The following is a 19,891-nucleotide window of genomic DNA, read 5'->3' as shown; positions in this document are numbered from 1 at the left end:
ATTCACATTTGAGTGATTTCTCCGCAATCTTGGTTTCAGCGTTTGAGTAAATTCCTTTTTTGTAAAATTTAGAAAACTCTCCGATTTTTCAAAATTTTAATTCGAGAGAGAGTGTTTAACTTTTTTCAGAATTCCGATTTACAAACTAAAAAAAAGCCAAAATTATATTTTACTAAACGACTTGTATTCGGCTCGATTCACCAGTTTTTGGCAACGTGTTTGTATATGGTTTGTTGCGTGGTTCAGCACGTAATTTAGCAAATAAAAACCGAATAGAAAATCCGCGAGGATTTTCGTAAGTAGGCTAGAACTAGCAATAAATTATATACGGTGTTGCCAACAGTATTTATTTCCACAGTTCAAATTTTCCGTTTCTAAATTCAAATATTTTATCTGAAACTAAATGGTCTCCTGACTCATTAATTTCGTTAATTGTATTCTTTAATTTCTCGATATTGTCTTTGTCGTTTGTTCCAGTAATAAATACAATATCTCTTGCTGGAATTCCAATTATTAAATTTCCGTTTACTGGAAAGTTTTCCTTATTCCAAATGTCAAATAAAATTAAGCTTGCTTCGTAATCTCCTCCAGAAGTTAACATAAAATAGCCATTTTCTCCGTGTCTTTCCATTTTAGAAACTACAGAATTTAGATTTTCAATTGCTTTTTCTTTTATTGTTTCAATTCCTACATTCAGTTGCTCAAATTTTTCTTTTGTGAAATAGCTAATCGTATTTTCTTTATCCTCTGCGTAAAATATGTATAATTCAGAATTATACTTTTCGTAAACGTGAGTGTTTTCAAAATTCTCAATGATTTTAGAACTCTCAATTAAATATCTTTTGTCTTTAATTACTGGAACTATTCTTTTTAATTGTATTGGTTCTTCTGGTAGAAATAGGTCTTTGGAAGCGAATGTATATTTTTCAATTACGTTTTTTAAATCTTTCGGGTCATTTTTATATTCAGCGTAAGAGTTGTCCAAAAAATGTTTGTAATTGTCAGAATCTTTGAGTTTAGTAATAACTTCAAGTCCGTTGATTGAAACTAATTCCAAACCTTTGACTTTCTTTTTTAATTCAGCGAAAAATTTTTCGGCAAATTCCGATTCGGTTAAGTTAGATTTTGATTTAAAAAATGTAAGCATAAATGTTAACGATTCGGTTTTTTTATATTGTTGGCAACGTTGTTTTGTATGGAAAGTTGCGTTTTAAGTCGACGGCTATTTTCCGCAGGAAAATAGGAGTTGACAGAAATGCAACAAACCTTGATTAAGCCAAATTTAGCAATTTTTTATACAAGGTGTTGCCAAATGCGTTATTTTATTTCCATTTCCATATTTCGTTTAATATTCACGTTATTTTTAATTTACAACTAGTAATTTCATTAAATTCCATTTTTCATGCATTTCTAATTCCGCAAACTTGATAAATTAAATTCTGAGTAAAAATTCCGCAACTTTGGTTTTCAGCGTTTGAGTGGTTTTCTCACGTGATTAATTCCGACAATAATTTTCACTTAATTTAATTTTCAGAAAATTCTCAGCCTTACTAAACTTTGTTTTAGAGAAAATTCCGCACAGTTTTTGTTCCGCATTTTGCTTAATTCCGCAAAGTTTAGAAATTCACATTTGAGTGATTTCTCTGGAATCTTGGTTTCAGAGTTTGAGTAAATTCCTTTTTTGTAAAATTTAGAAAACTCTCCGATTTTTCAAAATTTTAATTCGCGAGAGAGTGTTTAACTTTTTTCAGATTTACAAACTAAAAAAAAGCCAAAATTATATTTTACTAAACGACTTGTATTCGGCTTGATTCACCAGTTTTTGGCAACGTGTTTTTGTATGGAAAGTTGCGTTTTAAGTCGACGGCTATTTTCCGCAGGAAAATAGGAGTTGACAGAAATGCAACAAACCTTGATTAAGCCAAATTTAGCAATTTTTTATACAAGGTGTTGGCAAATGCGTTATTTTATTTCCATTTTCATATTTCGTTCATATTTCGGGTTATTTTTAATTTACAACAACGCATTTCAGTAATTTCCATTTTTAATGCATTTCCAATTCCGCAAACTTGATAAATTAAATTCCGAGTAAAAATTCCGCATTTATGGTTTTCAGCGTTTGAGTGTTTTCCCACGTGCTTAATTCCGACAATAATTTTCACTTAATTTAATTTTCAGAAAATTCTCAGCCTTACTAAACTTTGTTTTAGAGAAAATTCCTCACAGTTTTTGTTCCGCATTTTGCTCAATTCCGCAAAGTTTAGAAATTCACATTTGAGTGATTTTTTCGCAATCTTGGTTTCAGCATTTGAGTAAATTCTTTTTTTGTGAAATTTAGAAAATTCTCCAACTTTTCAAAATTTTGATTAGCGAGAGAGTGTTTAACTTTTTTCAGAATTCCGATTTACAAACTAAAAAAAAGCCAAAATTATATTTTACTAAATGACTTGTATTCGGCTCGATTCACCAGTTTTTGCCAACGTTGTTGTGTATGATTAGTTGCGTGTTTTAAGCACTAAAGTTAGTAAATAAAACACAGATAGAAAGTCCGCGAGGACTTTCGTAAATTGGCTAAAACCAAGCAATTAATTATACACGATGTTAGCTGTAGTTTTTTTTGTTCGCACTTTCTATAAATTTTTCAACAGCTTTATTTTTGTCCGATTCACGTTTAGTTAAGATATCATCTATTATTTTTCTAATCGTTTTCTTTTCGTGAATTGGTTTGAATTCAAAATGAGTATCGAAGACAATTAAATATATTTCAAATACAATTTTAACTAAAACGTTTATTAATTCCTCCGTTTTTTTTAATGTCAATTCAGAGTTGTTAATTACGTTTTCATAATTATTGTCAGTATGTGCATATAGCTTAAATCTCAAACTACTGACTTGTTCTATTGATTTATTCTGTTTTTTTAATTCGGTTTCCCATTCACTAATTTTTGATTCATCAATTTTTAATGATTGATAAATCCCTCCTTTTTTTAGTTTTCTAATTAGATGATGAAGGTTGTATTTGTCAGTTTCTTTATTGTTATTAGTCAACTTATGAAGTTCTATAATTGTTACACGCCAAAGTGCATATCTCGTAAATGAAAAGAAACCTGAATTGTTAATATACTTCAGCTGTTTCTCATCTAAAATGTTGTCCGTTTTAGGATAGTTTAGGTAATAGCAAAATTCAAAAGATTGAAGAAAGGTAACAATACTTTTAGTAATCTTATCTAAGTCTTTTTTTAATTGTTCTTTCTTGTTCATTCAAATTACAGCTAACGTTGTTGTGTATGGTTAGTTGCGTGTTTAAGCAACTAATTTAGTAAACAAAAACGAACGCGAGAAAATTCCGAAGGAATTTTCCAAATAAGCAACGTCCAAAGCAATTAATTATACACGTTGTTACCACACGTTTTTATTCCGTTGTTGTTTTAATTCAGTTTTTTATTTTCTAAAATGTCAAATCCAAAAAGTCCATTCCGAGTTTCCAATTCAACGGTTTTGTATTGATTCATTTTTTCAAAGTATTGGTGTTTAAAAACTAACTCTTTCTTAATTCCTTTATAATTAATTGTAAATACAGGTTGTTGTTCTCCGATTCTGTATTTTGTTCCGCCACGTATAAAAGTCCGTTCAACAATTTTATAAGATTCCTTTTTGTTTTTTTGGTCAGCAAAGTGATAATTCATAAACATAAAAATAGAACAAGCTATAAATCCAAATCCAATGAAATAGTTTATCAAAGCATATAGTTTTATCGTTTTGTAATGAAAGTAAGTATTTTTAAAATTTCGAAAATCAATTCCGTATGCTATTATTCCGAATACAATGATTATTAACGCTGGAATTAACCAATTAATGATTGTATTCCGAAAAATCTGTATTTGAAAGTACATTGAAAATATTCCAATAAAGAAAATTGTTGGATAGAATATTTGTCTTTGTTTTTGCGTCATTCTCAAATGTGTGGTAACGTTGTTGTGTTATGAAAAGTTGCGATTAAAATGAACGGCTATTTTCCGAAGGAAAATAGAAGTTTATATAAATGCGACTAATTTTTATTAAGCTAAAATTAAGCAATTTTTTTTACACGGTGTTGCCTAAAGTTGTTTTTTGTTTTTCTGATTTTGGTTATTATTTTCGAGATTTAGCGTTCAAGAGATAATTCCGCCAATATTTTTAATTCCGAAATATTGGGAATTAAACAATTGAGTGTTTTTTCATGTTTTGACTTATGAGATCTTTCCTAATTTTCAAATTTTGCGTTTGAGTGATAATTCCTCAAAAATTTTCACTCCGCAATAATTGAAAATTCAACATTTAAGTGGTTTCTTTTATTAAAAAAAAACGAGATTTCTCCGCCTTTTTAAATTTTGAGTTTGAGTAAAAATTCCACAAATTTTATTTAAGAATTTCTATATTTTTAACCTTTTTTAATTTTTATAAAAAACTAAATTTTTAACTCGCGAGAGAGTGTCTAAGATTTTAAAATTCAAGAGTTTTGTTGTTTTTTTTCCAACGGTTTGAGTGGTTCTGGACAATTTTTGGCAACGGGTTATATGCAATCAAATATATTGATTATCGGTCAAATTCTTCCGGATAATAAAAGTTTTTTGTTTTCATTATCATGTTTATTTATTTTCTGTAAAGCAATATCTAGTGGGTTTTGTATATCCATTAGATCTTTTCTTTTTACATGAGTGTAAATCATGGTGGTTTCTGGTTTAGCATGGCCCAAAAGGGATTGTATATATCTTATGTCTACTCCATTTTCTAATAAATGAGTAGCATAACTATGCCTAAGTGTGTGGGGAGTAACAATTTTTTTAATATTTGCTTTTAAGCAACTTTTTCTTAAAAATTGGCGTACACTTTCTGCACTATATTTACCTCCATTTTGTCCTTCAACAAAATAAAATTGGGGTTTGTAAGAATAGTAATAATTAGATAATAAAGGTAAAAAACTATCCGCTAAACTAACATATCTATCTTTTCTTCCTTTTCCATTTTTTACAATAAGTTGTTTTCTTTCTAAATAGAAATCGGTTAATTTTAAATTAATTAATTCACTTATACGTAATCCACAAGAATAAATTAAAGCCAAAATAGCTCTGTGTTTTAAATTTTGAGTAATTTGTATAATTGTTAATACTTCTTCTTGCGATAATACACTAGGGAGTTTTCTAGATTTTTTAGGTCTTTCTAATACAAGATCGTTAATCTTTGTATGAGGATAAAAAATTATAAAAATTTTTAAAGCGCTTATAAATTGTCTTTGAGAACTAACAGAGTAATTTCGCTCTATAAATACTTTTTCTATAAAAAGCTCTACATCTCTATTTGTAAGTTCATCTAGAGCTTTATTTGTGTGAAAATTAATAAAATCAGCAACAAAAAAAGTATAGGTTTGTATGGTACTTTTACTATATCTTTTTCCTTTTAAAAAAAGATAAAAATTATTAAGAAGTTTTTTTTCTTCAGGAGTTAAATTTCTCTTAAACAAATCCTTTTTAGGGAGCTTATCTGAATTTACGTTTGTTAAATCTTTAAAAGTTTTTAGAACAAGAGCTAAGTTTTCTTCACTATATTTAAGGTGCCAACTATGTAGCGTTTTACTCCATTGAGCACCATCTAATTTTCTAGTTGCTTCAATAAGTGTATTGTTGTAATTGAACTTTAAAAGTAGTCGAAGTTCTTTTCTGTGAGTTTTTTGTTCTAAAAATATTGTTGGATATGTCAAACTTATTCAATTTATAGCAGTTTAAATATAGCATTTTTTTTTGAATTAATTGTTATAAAAAGAAACAATATTATAAGTAACAATAAAAAAAGATTAGATTTAACCTGTTGCGCATTTATACTTTTTTTAACTATAAAATGTCAGTTCTAGTGATTTTGAGGAACTAAAATTGTATAGAGAACAATTTAATAATTTAAAATACGTATTCTCGATACAAATTTTACGCATTACAATCGTAAAATTCATTCATATTGACAGAATTTCACCAAATGTACAACAGGTTAGATTTATATAGTTAATATTCTCTAAAAGGATTGTAGTATTTATTTTTTATTTTCGAATAAAATATTACTAGAGTACTTCTTTTGATGTTCCAAGTAATAATTTCTCTTTTATTGATATTGTAATAATAAACAATTAAACCATTTAATATTTAAAATTATTTAAAAGAAGGAAGTTGTTTCTTTGGTTTTTTTTATTCAGAAAAGTTCAATTTCATAGTGCAATCGTGTACTTTATCGTGTACTCTTTGTAAAAGTAAGAAAAATGTAGACATAAAAAAAACGAATTGTGAGACACAATTCGTTGATTTAATTAACTTTAAGCTTGTAGCGAGAACGGGATTTGAACCCGTGACCTCAGGGTTATGAATTTATGGTAAATTCTTATTTTAACCTGTTTTATGACTTATTTTAAGAAAATCGTGTACTGAATCGTGTACTCTGATTTATATATAATTTCTATTCAAATATAATTAAGATTTTTATTCTTGAAAGGTTAAAACGAATTTTTTTAACTCATTTTCAAAGATTTTTCTAATTGCTTTAATTCCACCCCTAATCCATTAAACATTTGCATAATACTACTCAATTTTAGTTCATGTTCTTCATACTCTTGCGTATTTATGCTGCAAGTAAATTTCCAAAGTTCTAAAACTTCTTCTAAGGGAACTTCATAAGACTGATATTCTTTGTTATCTGGTTTTAAAAGTAAACTTCCTTTTTCTTCAATTTGATTATAGACTCTTTTGTAGGTCATACCATCATTTTTAGTGACTATGATATAAGACGTTCCATTTTTAACATCTGTAATATTTTCTACAAATTCAGCAACCACATAAGAGCCATCTTTCATGGGTAACATAGAATCTCCTTTAATAGGAAATGCTCTGTGTTTACCAGTAGGTAAAAAAGGCAGTTTTATTTTTTCTAACTGCTCAATATATTCAGGATCATCATACCCTAATAAATAACCTGCAGAAGTTTTAGCAGAAACGACTTCAATTAAATTTTCATTTTCGTCATCAACTGTAATTGGAAATAAAACACGTTTGCTTCCAACTTCTATAAACGAAATATCTTTTGTTTTTGTCAAATCATTTTTCAATAAAATATCAATAGGGATTTTAAAATAATTAGAGAAATCTATTAAAAACTCTAAAGTAGGAGAAGACCTGTTCTCTTCATAAGAACCTATTCTTGATCTTGTTACATTTAAATCGTCCGCTAAACGCTCTTGTGAAAGCGCTTTTAAACTTCTTAAATGACGTATGTTTTTGGATATAATTTTCATAATACTACAAATGTAAGCAATAATTGTTTGTTTTTGTAGCTAATTTTGTGATGTGAAGAAAAATATTTTACATCTCGATTTAGATACTTTTTTTGTCTCTTGTGAACGATTGATTGATAGTCGATTGCAAAAGAAACCGTTGTTGGTTGGCGGAACAGGAGATCGTGGAGTTGTGGCGGCTTGTAGTTATGAAACAAGAACTTTTGGAGTGCATTCTGGTATGTCAATGAAAATTGCTAGAAAGTTATGTCCTGAAGCAGTTGTTATTAGAGGAGATACGAGCATTTATTCTAAATACTCAAATATTGTTACAGAAATCATCAAAGAAAAAGTACCCATTTTTGAAAAAGCGAGTATCGATGAATTTTATGCAGACCTTTCTGGAATGGATGCTTTTTTTGGAAGCTATAAATATGCTTCTGAATTACGTCAGCGAATTATAAAAGAAAGTGGTTTGCCTATTTCTTTTGGAATGTCACAAAACAAAATCGTATCTAAAGTAGCAACAGGAGAAGCAAAACCCAATAATCAATTGTTGATTGATGCAGGGTTTGAGAAAGAATTTCTGGCACCATTATCAATTCGTAAAATTCCATCAGTTGGAGAAAAAACGTATCAAATTTTAAGGAATTTAGGGGTAGAAAAAATAAAAGTAATTCAAGAAATGCCTTTAGAAATGATGATAAGCGTTTTGGGGAAAAATGGAAAAACGATTTGGAAACGAGCCAACGGAATAGACAATCCACCCATTATTGCTTTTCACGAACGTAAATCTTTATCCACAGAAAGAACTTACACAAAAGATACTATTGATATGATAAAGTTAAAAGAAACCATTTTTGCAATGGCAGAAAACTTAGCCTATCAATTGAGAAAAGGAGATAAGTTAGCAGGTGTAATTAGTGTAAAAATTAGATATTCAGATTTTAACACGTATAACAAACAAATAAAAATTCCTTATACAAGTGCAGATCACATTATCATTCCTGCTGTTTTAGAATTATTTAAAAAATTATATCAACGAAGATTGTTAATTCGATTGGTTGGGGTAAAAGTATCTGATATTGTCAATGGTAATTACCAAATTAATTTGTTCGATGATACGGAACAACTATTGGATTTATACAATGCAATGGATACCGTTAGAAATAAATATGGAGATAAAAGTATTATGAGAGCAGCTTCTATGGGAGCAAAATCTATTGGTCGTTTTAGCAATCCTTTTAATGGAGAACCTCCTTTAGTTCTTGCACATAGAAAACAATAATTGATTGCTTTATGTATTTAAACTGTCATACTTATTATTCCTTACGTTATGGTACGTTCTCGGAAATAGAATTATTAGAACTCGCAAAAGAAAACAATATCAAAAGTATTGCACTTACAGATATCAACAATACTTCTGCTTGTATGAATTTTATACAACAAGCTAAAAAGTATCATATTAAACCTGTCATCGGTGTTGATTTTAGAAATGGAAATACCCAGCAATTTGTAGCAATCGCAAAAAGTAATGTTGGTTTTCAAAATATCAATCAATACTTATCTACTTTTTTAGAATCTAAAACCGATATTCCAGATACTCCAAGTTATTTAGAAGATGTATTTATCATTTATCCGTTTGAAAAAGTATTGCAGTTAAATATGACTTCTTTTAAAGAGAATGAATTTATTGGAGTTTCTATTGCAGAAATTAATAAGCTCCGTTTTTCTCATTTAAAGAAATTTGAAGATAGAATTGTGATACAACAACAGGTTACCATCCGAAATAAAAAAGATTTTAACGCACACAGGTTGTTACGTGCCATAGATAACAATACTTTATTAAGCAAACTTCTTGCTACAGAACAATGTCTTATCACAGATGTAATACATGAAAGAAAAGAATTGTTAGCGTTTTATAAAGAGTTTCCAAATAGTATTGCAAACACAGAAAAAGTATTGCAAGGTTGTAATACGTTTTTTGACTTTCACGAAGATAGAAAAAACCAAAACCTTAAAAAGTATTGTAATAGTTTTAAAGAAGATTGTAAAATGTTACTGGATTTATGTAAAAACAACTTACATAAACGTTATAAAAATCCGACTCAAAAAGTACACGATCGACTTGAGAAAGAATTGAAAGTAATTATCGATTTAAAGTTTGTTTCCTTTTTTTTAATCAATTATGATATTGTGAGTTATGCAAAAAGTAAAGGCTACTTTCATGTAGGAAGGGGGAGTGGTGCCAATAGTATTGTTGCTTATATTATTGGTATTACAGATGTAGACCCTGTAGAACTTGATTTGTATTTCGAACGTTTTATCAATCCTTTTAGAGCTTCTCCTCCTGATTTTGATATTGACTTTTCATGGAAAGATAGAGAAGATGTTACCAACTATATTTTTAAACGCTTTAAAAACACTGCACTTTTAGCCACCTACAATACTTTTAAGTATAAAGCTGTAATAAGAGAATTAGGAAAAGTATTTGGATTGCCAAAAGAAGAAATAGATAAACTGAGTAAGGGAGAAAAACAACAAAAAACGGTTGTCAATAATGGAAATACTGCCCCAAATAAGGCTTTACAACAAGTCAGCAACAAGGGAACAACAGATTTACAACAACAAGTAAAAAAGAGTGCAACAAAAAATCAACAACCATTTAATGACGTTGCAACAGTTTATCAACAGCAAGAAATGGATAGTATTGCAATGTTGGTTTTAAAATACGGTAAACTAATTGAAGGTTTCCCGAATTATGTTAGTGTCCATTCTGCAGGAATATTGATTTTAGAAAAACCGATTCATTATTATTCAGCAACAAGTTTACCTCCAAAAGGATTTCCAACCGTTCAGTTTGACATGAACATTGCAGATGATGTAGGTGTTTTTAAGTTTGATATTTTAGGACAACGAGGTTTGGCAAAAATTAAAGAAGCCTTAGAAATTATCAAAGAAAATAATCCTGATGATCCACCGATAGACATAACAGATGTTGAAAGTTTTAAAAAAGATAAAAAGATTAATGACTTATTAAAGTCAGGTGGAGCCATTGGTGCCTATTATGTAGAATCTCCTGCAATGCGAGGATTGATGCAAAAACTACAAACCCAAGATTATTTAGGCTTAGTGGCTGCAAGTTCAATTATTAGACCAGGTGTCTCAGGATCAGGAATGAAAGATGAATTTATAAAAAGACATCGTTTTCCTGAAAAAAGAAAAGAAGCGAATCCTATTTTGTTAGAAATTATGCCAGAAACGTATGGTGTAATGGTGTATCAAGAAGATGTGATGAAGGTGGCGAGTAAGTTTGCAGACTTAACATTGGGGGAAGCAGATGTTTTAAGACGTGGAATGAGTGGAAAATATCGATCTCTTAAAGAGTTTAAAGCTGTAGAAGATAAGTTTATTGCTAATTGTAGAAAAAAAGGGCATAAAGATGCTTTAATTTTTGAAGTATGGAATCAAATTAAAAGTTTTGCAGGCTATGCTTTTGCTAAAGGACATTCGGCTTCTTATGCTGTAGAGAGTTATCAAAGTATGTTTTTAAAATGTTATTACCCCATAGAATTTATGGTGGCGGTTTTAAATAACGGAGGTGGCTTTTATTCCACGGAACATTATATCCATGAAGCAAAAATGCAAGGAGCAATTATTGAATTGCCTTGTATCAATAAAAGCAACCATCCCAATATTGTTATAGATAAAACTATTTATTTGGGTTTTGGGTATTTAAAAAGTGTAGAGCATTTAACTATTCAAAGATTGTTAACAGAAAGGCAATTATATGGGGATTTCACCTCTTTAGAAAACTTTATAGATCGTGTTGTAATTAGTATTGAACAACTAACCATTTTAATAAGAATTGATGCTTTTCGTTTTACTAATAAGACCAAAAAGCAACTATTATGGCAAGCTATTTTTAAATTGAAAGCTACCAAACAAAAAACAAAACAAGAGCTGCTTTTTAAAACAGAACAGGTAAAGTATGAACTGCCAAAATTAGAATCTCATTGGTTGGAAAAAGTCTATGATGAAATGGAATTGTTAGGGTTTACTGTGCATGATTATTTTAAATTGGTGACTGAACCTTTTTTGCCAAGTATTAAAGCTAAACAAATGATTGATTTTGAGAATCAGCATGTTTTAATTTATGGTTTATTGGTAACTACTCGCTTTAACAAAACATCTCAAAATAAATTAATGAGACTGAGTACTTTTATTGATCAAGATGGTCATTATTTTGATGCCGTACATTTTACCAATGTTGTACATCAATACCCAGTAAACGGAATGGGAATTTATGGTTGTTATGGGAAAATCACCAATAGATATGGTTTTTGTAGTATGAATGTAATTCAATCTAAAAAGATGAGTGTTTGGGTGATCCAAGAAAATAAAAAAATAATAATCTAATTTTTAGATTGTTACATTTATTTTTATTAAGTTTAACTGCTATTTAAAAAGAATGAAGAACTTACTTACCCCATTTATTGACCAAAATACTCACAGAAAAACACTAAATTTTCCTGTAAATTAAGTACGTTATTAATTCTCTTCCCCAAGTAATGGAAATTCTAATTCCACTAGATATTACATTACCAAAAAATAATTAAAGGTGATAATGGAGGCAATTTTTTTTATTATCTAGTTGTAAGCAATCTAAAACCAACCGTATGAAAACTTTAACACTTACTACAATCTTAACAGTTCTTTTATTTTCTAATTATTCATTTAGTCAGGATTATGACCTAACAGAAAAAGTCAATAAATCTATAAGATTTGGATTTTCGGCAGGAATTGAAAATAAGTTTTCTAAACCTCACGAAGCTTATTTAGACCCAAGTGGTTTAACACTTGAATTTGATGATTTGAGTAGAAATTCATTTGTAATTTCAACAAGTATTGTCTATATGCCAAACTACTATTTTAGAAATAAAAATAAGGTAGTTGACGGAAGTGGAAACCCAAAAAAAGATGCAAATGGAAATCAAATGTTTACATATGGCGACTGGAAATATAAAAGCGGAAAATGGGGTGGAGTTGTATCTTTGAATGTAGCAGAAGTGTCGCCTGACACAGGGTTTAATTCAAGAATTGATGGAGGAATAGGAGTTGCCTATGCACCAGGAAGTCAAGAAGAAGATGATAAAGGAAAATATAATCCAAGACCATTTTATTTATCATTGACACTTGATTTTAGTTCTATTAGACAAGTAAAAGAAGGAATTATGAATAAATATAAAGGGAAACAAATCCTAATTAACGAAAAACCTTTGAATGCATTAGACCAGACAGATAACAGCTTATTTACAAATAAAGTTTTTGCAGGAATTTCATTTAAACTAATCTATTTACTGAATTAAAGGCAGCTTACAACAGCGTATAAAAAAAAAGCTAAATTTAGGCTTTATCAAAGGCAGTTGCTTTTTTGCTCACATCAATTTTCCTTCGGAGAATAGCCGTTCACAAAACCGTAACTTTCTTTATAAGAAACACGTTACAAATAATTCAACCAAATACAGCCTCCATTCAATAACTCAACGTAACAAACAAAAATATTATGACTACTTTAAAAACTTTATTTATAGTAATGCTCTTTTCTATTAATTTTACATTTTCTCAAGTTGAGCCAATTTCTGCAGATGATGGAAGAACAATAAAAATCCCTGTAGTTTTTCATGTAATACAAGAGAAAGGAAAAAGTCAAGATGTTCATGAAAAAATTACCGATGAAGTTTTAAAAAAGGAAATACAAGATTTAAATATAAACTTTAGTGCGCAAAATAATATGTCTGCATTAGACGTAAGATTCGAAAATTTAATAGGGAATCCTAATTTTGAGTTTTACTTATTTAATCCAGAACACGAAGGCTATATTTGGAGATATGACCTTTCTTCTAACGTTTCGTCCAGACCTATTTTCGGTAGAAGTTGGAAAATATTACATATTGTAATTGGTGACATGTTGAGTTCTTCAAATGTTTTGTTAGATAATAATAGTATAAATAAGCCAAACCACATTAATATAAACTATAAATTAGTTGGAAATGGTAGTAATACAGTAACCCATGAACTTGGTCATTATTTCGGACTTTGGCATGTGTGGGGAAAATCTAATTGTAAAAAGATAAAGTTTCATAAAAGAACAGATTTTATAGCAGATACACCTAAACAAAATAATTGTACTGATGTAAAAAGAACAAAACCTTGTCCGCCGAAGAAAATTTCTAAAAATCCAAATTATAATAATTTTATGGACTATAGTTCTTGTAGGTGTTTTTTTACAAAAGACCAAGTTCAAACTATGAGAAATAGAATAATTAAATATAAAAAGTTCTTTCAAGAATCAAAATAACTAAAACTGTATACAATAAAAAACTAAGCTAAAAACAACTCTTTCTTCATTAAATTTTTACACTATTATTTTAGGTTCATAATACTATCAATTAGTATTATGAGCTTTTATTTTTTATGTAATTACTACTTATTTTGATAAATTATAAGGTAAACCTGATTTTGAGAATCAGCATGTTTTAATTTATGGTTTATTGGTAACAACTCGTTTTGACAAAACGTCTCAAAATAAATTAATGAGACTAAGTACTTTTATTGATCAAGATGGTCATTATTATGATGCTGTTCATTTTACAAATGTTGTACATCAATACTCCATAAATGGAATGGGAATTTATGGTTGTTATGGGAAAATCACCAATAGATATGGGTTTTGTAGTATGAATGTAATTCAATCTAAAAAAATGAGTGTAGCGCTTGATCCAAGGAATTTAGGATAAAAAAAAAGCCAAGACCTAAATCTTGACTTCCCTAAACACACTACTATTTAGTAAATTACCAGTTAACACTAATCTCTAGAAGACCAATAGGCATCATTATTAGAATTTAACTGATTTGAATGATTATCCAGTTCATCTTGTGAATAATCATTATTTTGATTTAAACCTTTCATAATATCTATATTTAAAATTATATTAGTAAAAGTAAAATGAATTGATGTATCAAACGTAAATTTTGAATAATCGACACAAAAATGGAATCCGAAGAAAATCAAGCTAAAAATATCAATACGATTGAACTCAAAATTGATATTCGACATTTTGGATTAGATGAAATTTCAAAACTTGAAATTGAATTAGATAATTTAAAAAGTATAGGTTTAAATTTTGATAAAGAAAAGTATTCAAAATATCTTACTATTAAATTACCTGTGTCTTTAATCTTTTATGTAGAATACAGGCAAAAGAAAATCAATTTTCATCTTTGTTGCCATCAACTTATTTTAACAGATCTTAGCTATACTTCATTGGTTAAAATGGAAGAAAAAATAAATGCTAAAATTTGTAACAAAAATCCTTTGAACAAATTTGTACATATAAACAGCTATTATTTAGTTCGTAAAAGAGATGTAAAAGGTTATGATTATGCAGATAGAAAAGTTTTACTTTCTTCCATTTCGCATAATTATAAATGTGCGAAAATTGAGGTAGGTAGAGATTATAAAATCAAATTATTTGAGAATATTGATATAATTTCAAGAGGATTATTACTAATAAAGTCTATTCACAACATTGAATATATTATTTATCCCCAGGACATTAGGAGTATAGAAAGTCATACGAAGTCTAAAGTTGTTTTTTTAGAAAATAATTTACACACAAATATAATTGAAATAAAGCTTTCAAATTCTTCCGAAAAATTAACGGATTTTTTTAAAGATGAGTTTAATATTATATTTAATTACGGCAGTTTTATAAAGTTTAACAGAAGTGTAATTTATAACTTACGCTTTTTTGAAGAAAACTTACTTGAAGACAATATTTATAATGATCCAATTTGTGGCAAAATTGAAATTCAAAAAAAAGTTTTAAAAAAACTTAATCTTTAAAAATCTTATGTGCTACCATTTTAAACAAACCAAAACTATTAAAGATCTTGAAAAAAAATTCAAAGCTACAATTGATTCAAGCGAAACTTTAAAGCCATCAGCAGATATAAATGGGTTCAAGTACCCCAAAACTCCCATAATTACAAATTTAGATTCCTCTAAAATTCAACTATTTAATTGGGGTTTAGTGCCAGATTGGGCAAATGAAGATTGGAAAAGAAATTACACTTTAAATGCACGTGTAGAAACCTTATCAGAAAAACCTGCGTTTAAAAATTATACAGAAAATAGATGTATCATTTTGGTTGATGGGTTTTATGAATGGCAGCATAAAGGAAAAGAAAAAATAAAATTTGATATTGGTTTTGATAATCAATTATTTGCTTTTGCAGGTTTATATTCAAATAACACATACACCATAGTAACTACCGAAGCAAAAGGTATAATGAGAGAAATTCACAACACAAAATTAAGAATGCCTTTTAGTTTAAAAACGGACGATGATTTTAAAAATTGGTTGAATATGGAAGAAGTTAATCCTCAATATGATTTTACTACAAATCAACTAGGTTTTTCGCAACCAACTTTGTTTTAAAATACAACTACAAAATTTCTAATTATTTTGGAGTATCTAAACTGACTTATGAGTTTTGTAATATGACTATTATTAATATCTTAAAAATCGAGTTTTGCTGTTAATCAGAGGAATTAAAAGAACGCAATAAACTCATACTTATATCTTTAGTAAAACCTGTAATTATAGTTCTATAGTTTTATGGAAATCCGTAATTATATATCAGTTCGTTTTCATACTTTTAATGTTCATAAAAAAAATTGTTTTAAATATATTTCTATGTCACTATTTATCACTTATAATTAGGATTATTATAGCATAATTATATATTACACTTTACCTTATTAAGATAAAAAAATACATGAATAAATCATCACACAATAAATTAGTATCCTTTATTTGGTCTATTGCAGACGATTGTCTTAGAGATGTTTACGTACGCGGTAAATATAGAGACGTTATTTTACCAATGATTGTATTACGTAGGTTAGACGCATTGTTAGAACCTACCAAAGACGCTGTTTTAGAAGAACTAGCTTTTCAGCGTGATGAAGCTGGTTTTACCGAATGGGACGAAACAGGATTACGTGAAGCTTCGGGTTACGTGTTTTATAATACTAGTAAATGGACACTTCAAAAAATAAAAGATACAGCTACCAATAGTACACAAATATTACAAGCTAACTTTGAAGATTACCTCAATGGCTTCAGCCCTAATGTGAAGGAAATTATCCAAAAATTTAAGCTTCGCAGTCAAGTTGCTCATATGGCTAGTAAAGATGTGTTGTTAGATGTATTAGAAAAATTTACTTCATCAAACATCAACTTAACACCTTTTGAAAAAGAAGATCCAGAAGGTAGAAAATTGCCTGCGCTTTCTAATTTAGGAATGGGGTATGTTTTTGAAGAACTCATCAGAAAATTCAACGAAGAAAATAACGAAGAAGCAGGAGAACACTTTACACCCCGTGAAGTAATCGATTTAATGACGCACATTATCTTCGACCCAATAAAAGACAACTTACCACCAGTAATGACTATTTATGATCCTGCTTGTGGTTCTGGAGGAATGCTTACCGAAAGTCAAAACTTTATTAAAGATGAAGAAGGAGACATTCGTGCTACAGGAGATGTCTATTTATACGGAAAGGAAATAAACGACGAAACCTACGCAATTTGTAAGTCTGATATGATGATTAAAGGAAACAATCCTGAAAACATCAGAGTAGGTTCTACCTTATCTACAGACGAGTTTGCTGGCAAGTCTTTTGATTTTATGTTATCTAATCCACCTTACGGAAAATCATGGTCTAGTGAGCAAAAATATATCAAGGATGGTAAAGATGTGATCGATCCGCGTTTTATAATCTCTTTAAAAAACTATTGGAATGTAGAAGAAGAAGCAGATGCCATTCCACGTTCTTCCGACGGACAATTACTGTTTTTAATGGAAATGGTCGATAAAATGAAGTCCTTATCGCAAAGTAAAACAGGAACACGTATTGCTTCGGTACATAACGGAAGTAGCCTTTTTACAGGAGATGCAGGAGGAGGAGAAAGCAACATACGCAGACACATTATAGAAAACGATTGGCTAGAAGCTATTGTACAATTACCAAACAACTTGTTTTACAATACAGGAATTACAACCTATATCTGGATTTTAAGCAACAATAAAGCTGCCAATCGCAAAGGCAAAGTGCAATTGATTGATGCAGTACAACTGTACCGTAAATTACGTAAAGCCTTAGGAAACAAAAACTGCGAGTTCTCGCCAAAACACATTACTAAAATCGTAAATACTTATAAAAACATGAGTGTTGAAGAACGTGTAGGCGAGCAAGGTATTTCTTCAAAAGTTTTTGATAATTCGGATTTTGGGTATTATAAAGCCACTATAGAAAGACCAAAACGTTTAAAAGCACAATTTACAGCAGAGCGTATTGAAGCACTTCGTTACGACAGAGTCTTACAAGAACCGATGCAATATGCGTTTGAAACCTTTGGAGAGAGTATTTACACCAATACCACAAAACACGGAAAAGATATTTTAGAATGGTGCGAAAAAAACGAATTAAACTTATCGTCTGCCAATAAAACGAAGTTGACCAAGCCTGCAACATGGCAAAAACACTTAAATTTAGTAAAAACAGGAGCTCTTTTATTAAAAGCAATTGGTAAAACTGAATACAACGATTTTAACGACTTTAAAAAACTAGTAGATGCTGAAATTAAAAAGCAAAAACTAAGTATTTCTGCAAGCGATAAAAAAGCCATTTTAAATGCGGTAAGTTGGTATGATGCTGAAGCTGAAAAAGTCATTAAAAAGGTAGAACAACTATCTGGTGATAAACTAGCAAAACTACTAGCACATTTAGATTGTGAAGAAAAAGACTTAGCAGATTTTGGGTATTATGGTTTTAGTAACGATGTCACCTCGAGCGCAGTCGAGAGGTCTCTTAAAAAAGGAGAATATATTACCTACGAAACCGAAAGCGACCTACGAGACACAGAAAACGTACCATTAAAAGAAAACATACACAATTACTTTAAACACGAAGTACAACCGCACGTGCCAGAAGCGTGGATAAATCTAGACGCTACCAAAATTGGTTACGAAATTAGTTTTAATAAATACTTTTATAAACATAAGCCTTTACGAAATATAGAAGACGTAACTAAAGATATTCTGGATTTAGAACAACAAAGTAATGGTTTAATTACTGAGATTTTAAACTTGGTGTAATGGTAGAAGCAAAAACAAAAATAGAGCATTACGAAAGCTATAGAGATTCTGGAATAGAATGGTTAGGAAAAATCCCTGAGCACTGGAAGATTGAATCCTTTAAATATATTCTAACAGAGCGTAATGAAAAAAATGCACCTATCAGAACTAAAGAGATTTTATCACTTTCTATTGATAAAGGTGTTACTTTATATGCAGAAAAAACTACAAATTTAGACAGATTCAAAGATGATTTTTCCAAATATAAGTTAGCTCATAAAGGCGATTTAGTGTTTAATAGTATGAATATGATTGTTGGAGCAGTTGGTGTTTCAGGCTATTTTGGCTGTGTAAGTCCTGTTTATTATACATACTATGGAAAACTTAATAATTCTGATACTTCAAAGTTTTATGAGTATTTGTTTAGAAGTAAAATTGTTCAAGGTGTTTTATATAGTCTTGGAAAAGGATTAATGGCTATTGATAGAGGTGATGGAAAATATAATACTCTGAGGTTAAAAGTTTCTAGAGATGATTTACGGTCTATGAAATTGCCATTTCCTAACCCTTCAGAACAAACCCAAATAGTACAGTTTTTAAACGATAAAACCATCAAAATAGACGAGGCTATTGCTATTAAACGGCAACAAATAACTTTACTTAAAGAACGCAAACAAATTATAATACACAAAGCCGTAACACGTGGTTTAGATGATAGTGTGACGTTGAAAGATTCTGGTGTGGAGTGGATTGGTGAGATTCCTGAGCATTGGAAGCTAAAGCGATTAAAATATTTAGGATATACATTTGCGGGAATAACAGGGAAATCTGGTGAAGATTTTAGTAAAGAACAAAAAGAAGGGTATAAGTCATTTGTCCCTTTTACTAGTATATTTAACAATGTAATAATAAATACTTCGAAGCATCAATATGTAAATATCAGAGAGAATGAATCTCAAAATAAAGTAAGTAAGAATGATTTATTATTTCTGATGAGTAGTGAAACTATAGCCGATATAGGCAAATGTTCTATTTATTTAGGAGAGGAAAATGAATTGTATTTAAATTCATTTTGTAAAGGTTTTAGATTCAGTAACCCTATAATAAATGCTGTTTTTGCAAACCACCTATTGCAATCATACAACTATAGACATTATTTTTCGCTGAAAGGAAGAGGTTTTACTAGGATAAATATTAAGCAAGAATTTGTGTTAGAAATGCCAATACTGATTCCACCACTTTCAGAACAAAAAGAAATTTCAGAATATATAGAAACAACTTCACAAAAAATTGAAACAGCTATTGGTTTAAAACAGCAAGAAATAGATAGGTTAAAAGAGTATAAGAGTAGTTTAATAAATGGGGTTGTAACTGGTAAGGTTAGGGTTTGTTAGG

General features: G+C 29.4%; 14 protein-coding genes. 9 read left to right on the top strand and 5 right to left on the bottom strand.

The window, feature by feature from the left end:
* Window positions 1–346 precede the first annotated feature (346 nt).
* From WG951_RS05970 to WG951_RS05950, 5 genes are all read right to left on the bottom strand, one after another.
* Window positions 347–1,147, bottom strand: coding sequence for a DUF1444 family protein (locus WG951_RS05970; protein WP_146105272.1), 801 nt, complete (start codon window positions 1,145–1,147; stop codon window positions 347–349).
* A gap of 1,454 nt (window positions 1,148–2,601) precedes the next feature.
* Window positions 2,602–3,261 carry a hypothetical protein gene (locus tag WG951_RS05965; RefSeq protein WP_105049272.1) on the bottom strand — a complete coding sequence of 220 codons (660 nt, stop codon included), beginning with the start codon at window positions 3,259–3,261 and terminating at the stop codon, window positions 2,602–2,604.
* 167 nt (window positions 3,262–3,428) lie between these two features.
* Complete coding sequence (locus WG951_RS05960; RefSeq protein ID WP_105049271.1) at window positions 3,429–3,953, bottom strand: hypothetical protein; 525 nt, start codon at window positions 3,951–3,953, stop codon at window positions 3,429–3,431.
* Window positions 3,954–4,582: 629 nt separating this feature from the next.
* The gene (locus WG951_RS05955) at window positions 4,583–5,737 is read right to left on the bottom strand and encodes a tyrosine-type recombinase/integrase (RefSeq protein ID WP_105049270.1); all 1,155 of its coding nucleotides are present in this window, start codon (window positions 5,735–5,737) and stop codon (window positions 4,583–4,585) included.
* A 792-nt stretch (window positions 5,738–6,529) separates the two neighbouring features.
* Window positions 6,530–7,309 (bottom strand): XRE family transcriptional regulator, encoded by a 780-nt coding sequence (locus WG951_RS05950; protein ID WP_105049269.1) that lies wholly within the window; start codon window positions 7,307–7,309, stop codon window positions 6,530–6,532.
* Between the two features lie 52 nt (window positions 7,310–7,361).
* Between WG951_RS05950 and dinB the strand changes: the two genes are divergently transcribed.
* From dinB to WG951_RS05905, 9 genes are all read left to right on the top strand, one after another.
* Window positions 7,362–8,576 carry a DNA polymerase IV gene (gene dinB, locus WG951_RS05945; protein ID WP_105049268.1) on the top strand — a complete coding sequence of 405 codons (1,215 nt, stop codon included), beginning with the start codon at window positions 7,362–7,364 and terminating at the stop codon, window positions 8,574–8,576.
* An 11-nt stretch (window positions 8,577–8,587) separates the two neighbouring features.
* The gene (locus WG951_RS05940) at window positions 8,588–11,707 is read left to right on the top strand and encodes a DNA polymerase III subunit alpha (RefSeq protein WP_105049267.1); all 3,120 of its coding nucleotides are present in this window, start codon (window positions 8,588–8,590) and stop codon (window positions 11,705–11,707) included.
* Between the two features lie 260 nt (window positions 11,708–11,967).
* Entirely contained in the window at window positions 11,968–12,657 is a 690-nt protein-coding gene (locus WG951_RS05935; protein ID WP_105049266.1) for a hypothetical protein, read from the top strand.
* A gap of 197 nt (window positions 12,658–12,854) precedes the next feature.
* Complete coding sequence (locus WG951_RS05930) at window positions 12,855–13,649, top strand: M43 family zinc metalloprotease (RefSeq protein WP_105049265.1); 795 nt, start codon at window positions 12,855–12,857, stop codon at window positions 13,647–13,649.
* Between the two features lie 235 nt (window positions 13,650–13,884).
* Entirely contained in the window at window positions 13,885–14,088 is a 204-nt protein-coding gene (locus WG951_RS05925; protein WP_146105271.1) for a hypothetical protein, read from the top strand.
* A gap of 254 nt (window positions 14,089–14,342) precedes the next feature.
* Window positions 14,343–15,197, top strand: a complete 855-nt coding sequence (locus WG951_RS05920) for a hypothetical protein (protein WP_105049263.1) — start codon at window positions 14,343–14,345, stop codon at window positions 15,195–15,197.
* Window positions 15,198–15,204: 7 nt separating this feature from the next.
* Entirely contained in the window at window positions 15,205–15,792 is a 588-nt protein-coding gene (locus WG951_RS05915) for an SOS response-associated peptidase (protein ID WP_105049262.1), read from the top strand.
* Window positions 15,793–16,132: 340 nt separating this feature from the next.
* Window positions 16,133–18,517, top strand: a complete 2,385-nt coding sequence (locus WG951_RS05910; protein WP_105049261.1) for a type I restriction-modification system subunit M — start codon at window positions 16,133–16,135, stop codon at window positions 18,515–18,517.
* The gene (locus WG951_RS05905; protein WP_105049260.1) at window positions 18,517–19,890 is read left to right on the top strand and encodes a restriction endonuclease subunit S; all 1,374 of its coding nucleotides are present in this window, start codon (window positions 18,517–18,519) and stop codon (window positions 19,888–19,890) included. Before WG951_RS05910 ends, WG951_RS05905 begins: the two co-directional genes overlap by 1 nt.
* The last annotated feature ends 1 nt before the right edge of the window (window position 19,891 follow it).

The organism is Polaribacter butkevichii (genome assembly GCF_038024105.1).
Lineage (GTDB): Bacteria > Bacteroidota > Bacteroidia > Flavobacteriales > Flavobacteriaceae > Polaribacter > Polaribacter butkevichii.
The sequence above is the reverse complement of the archived record's forward strand: the minus strand, read 5'-3'. Positions and strand labels throughout refer to the sequence as shown.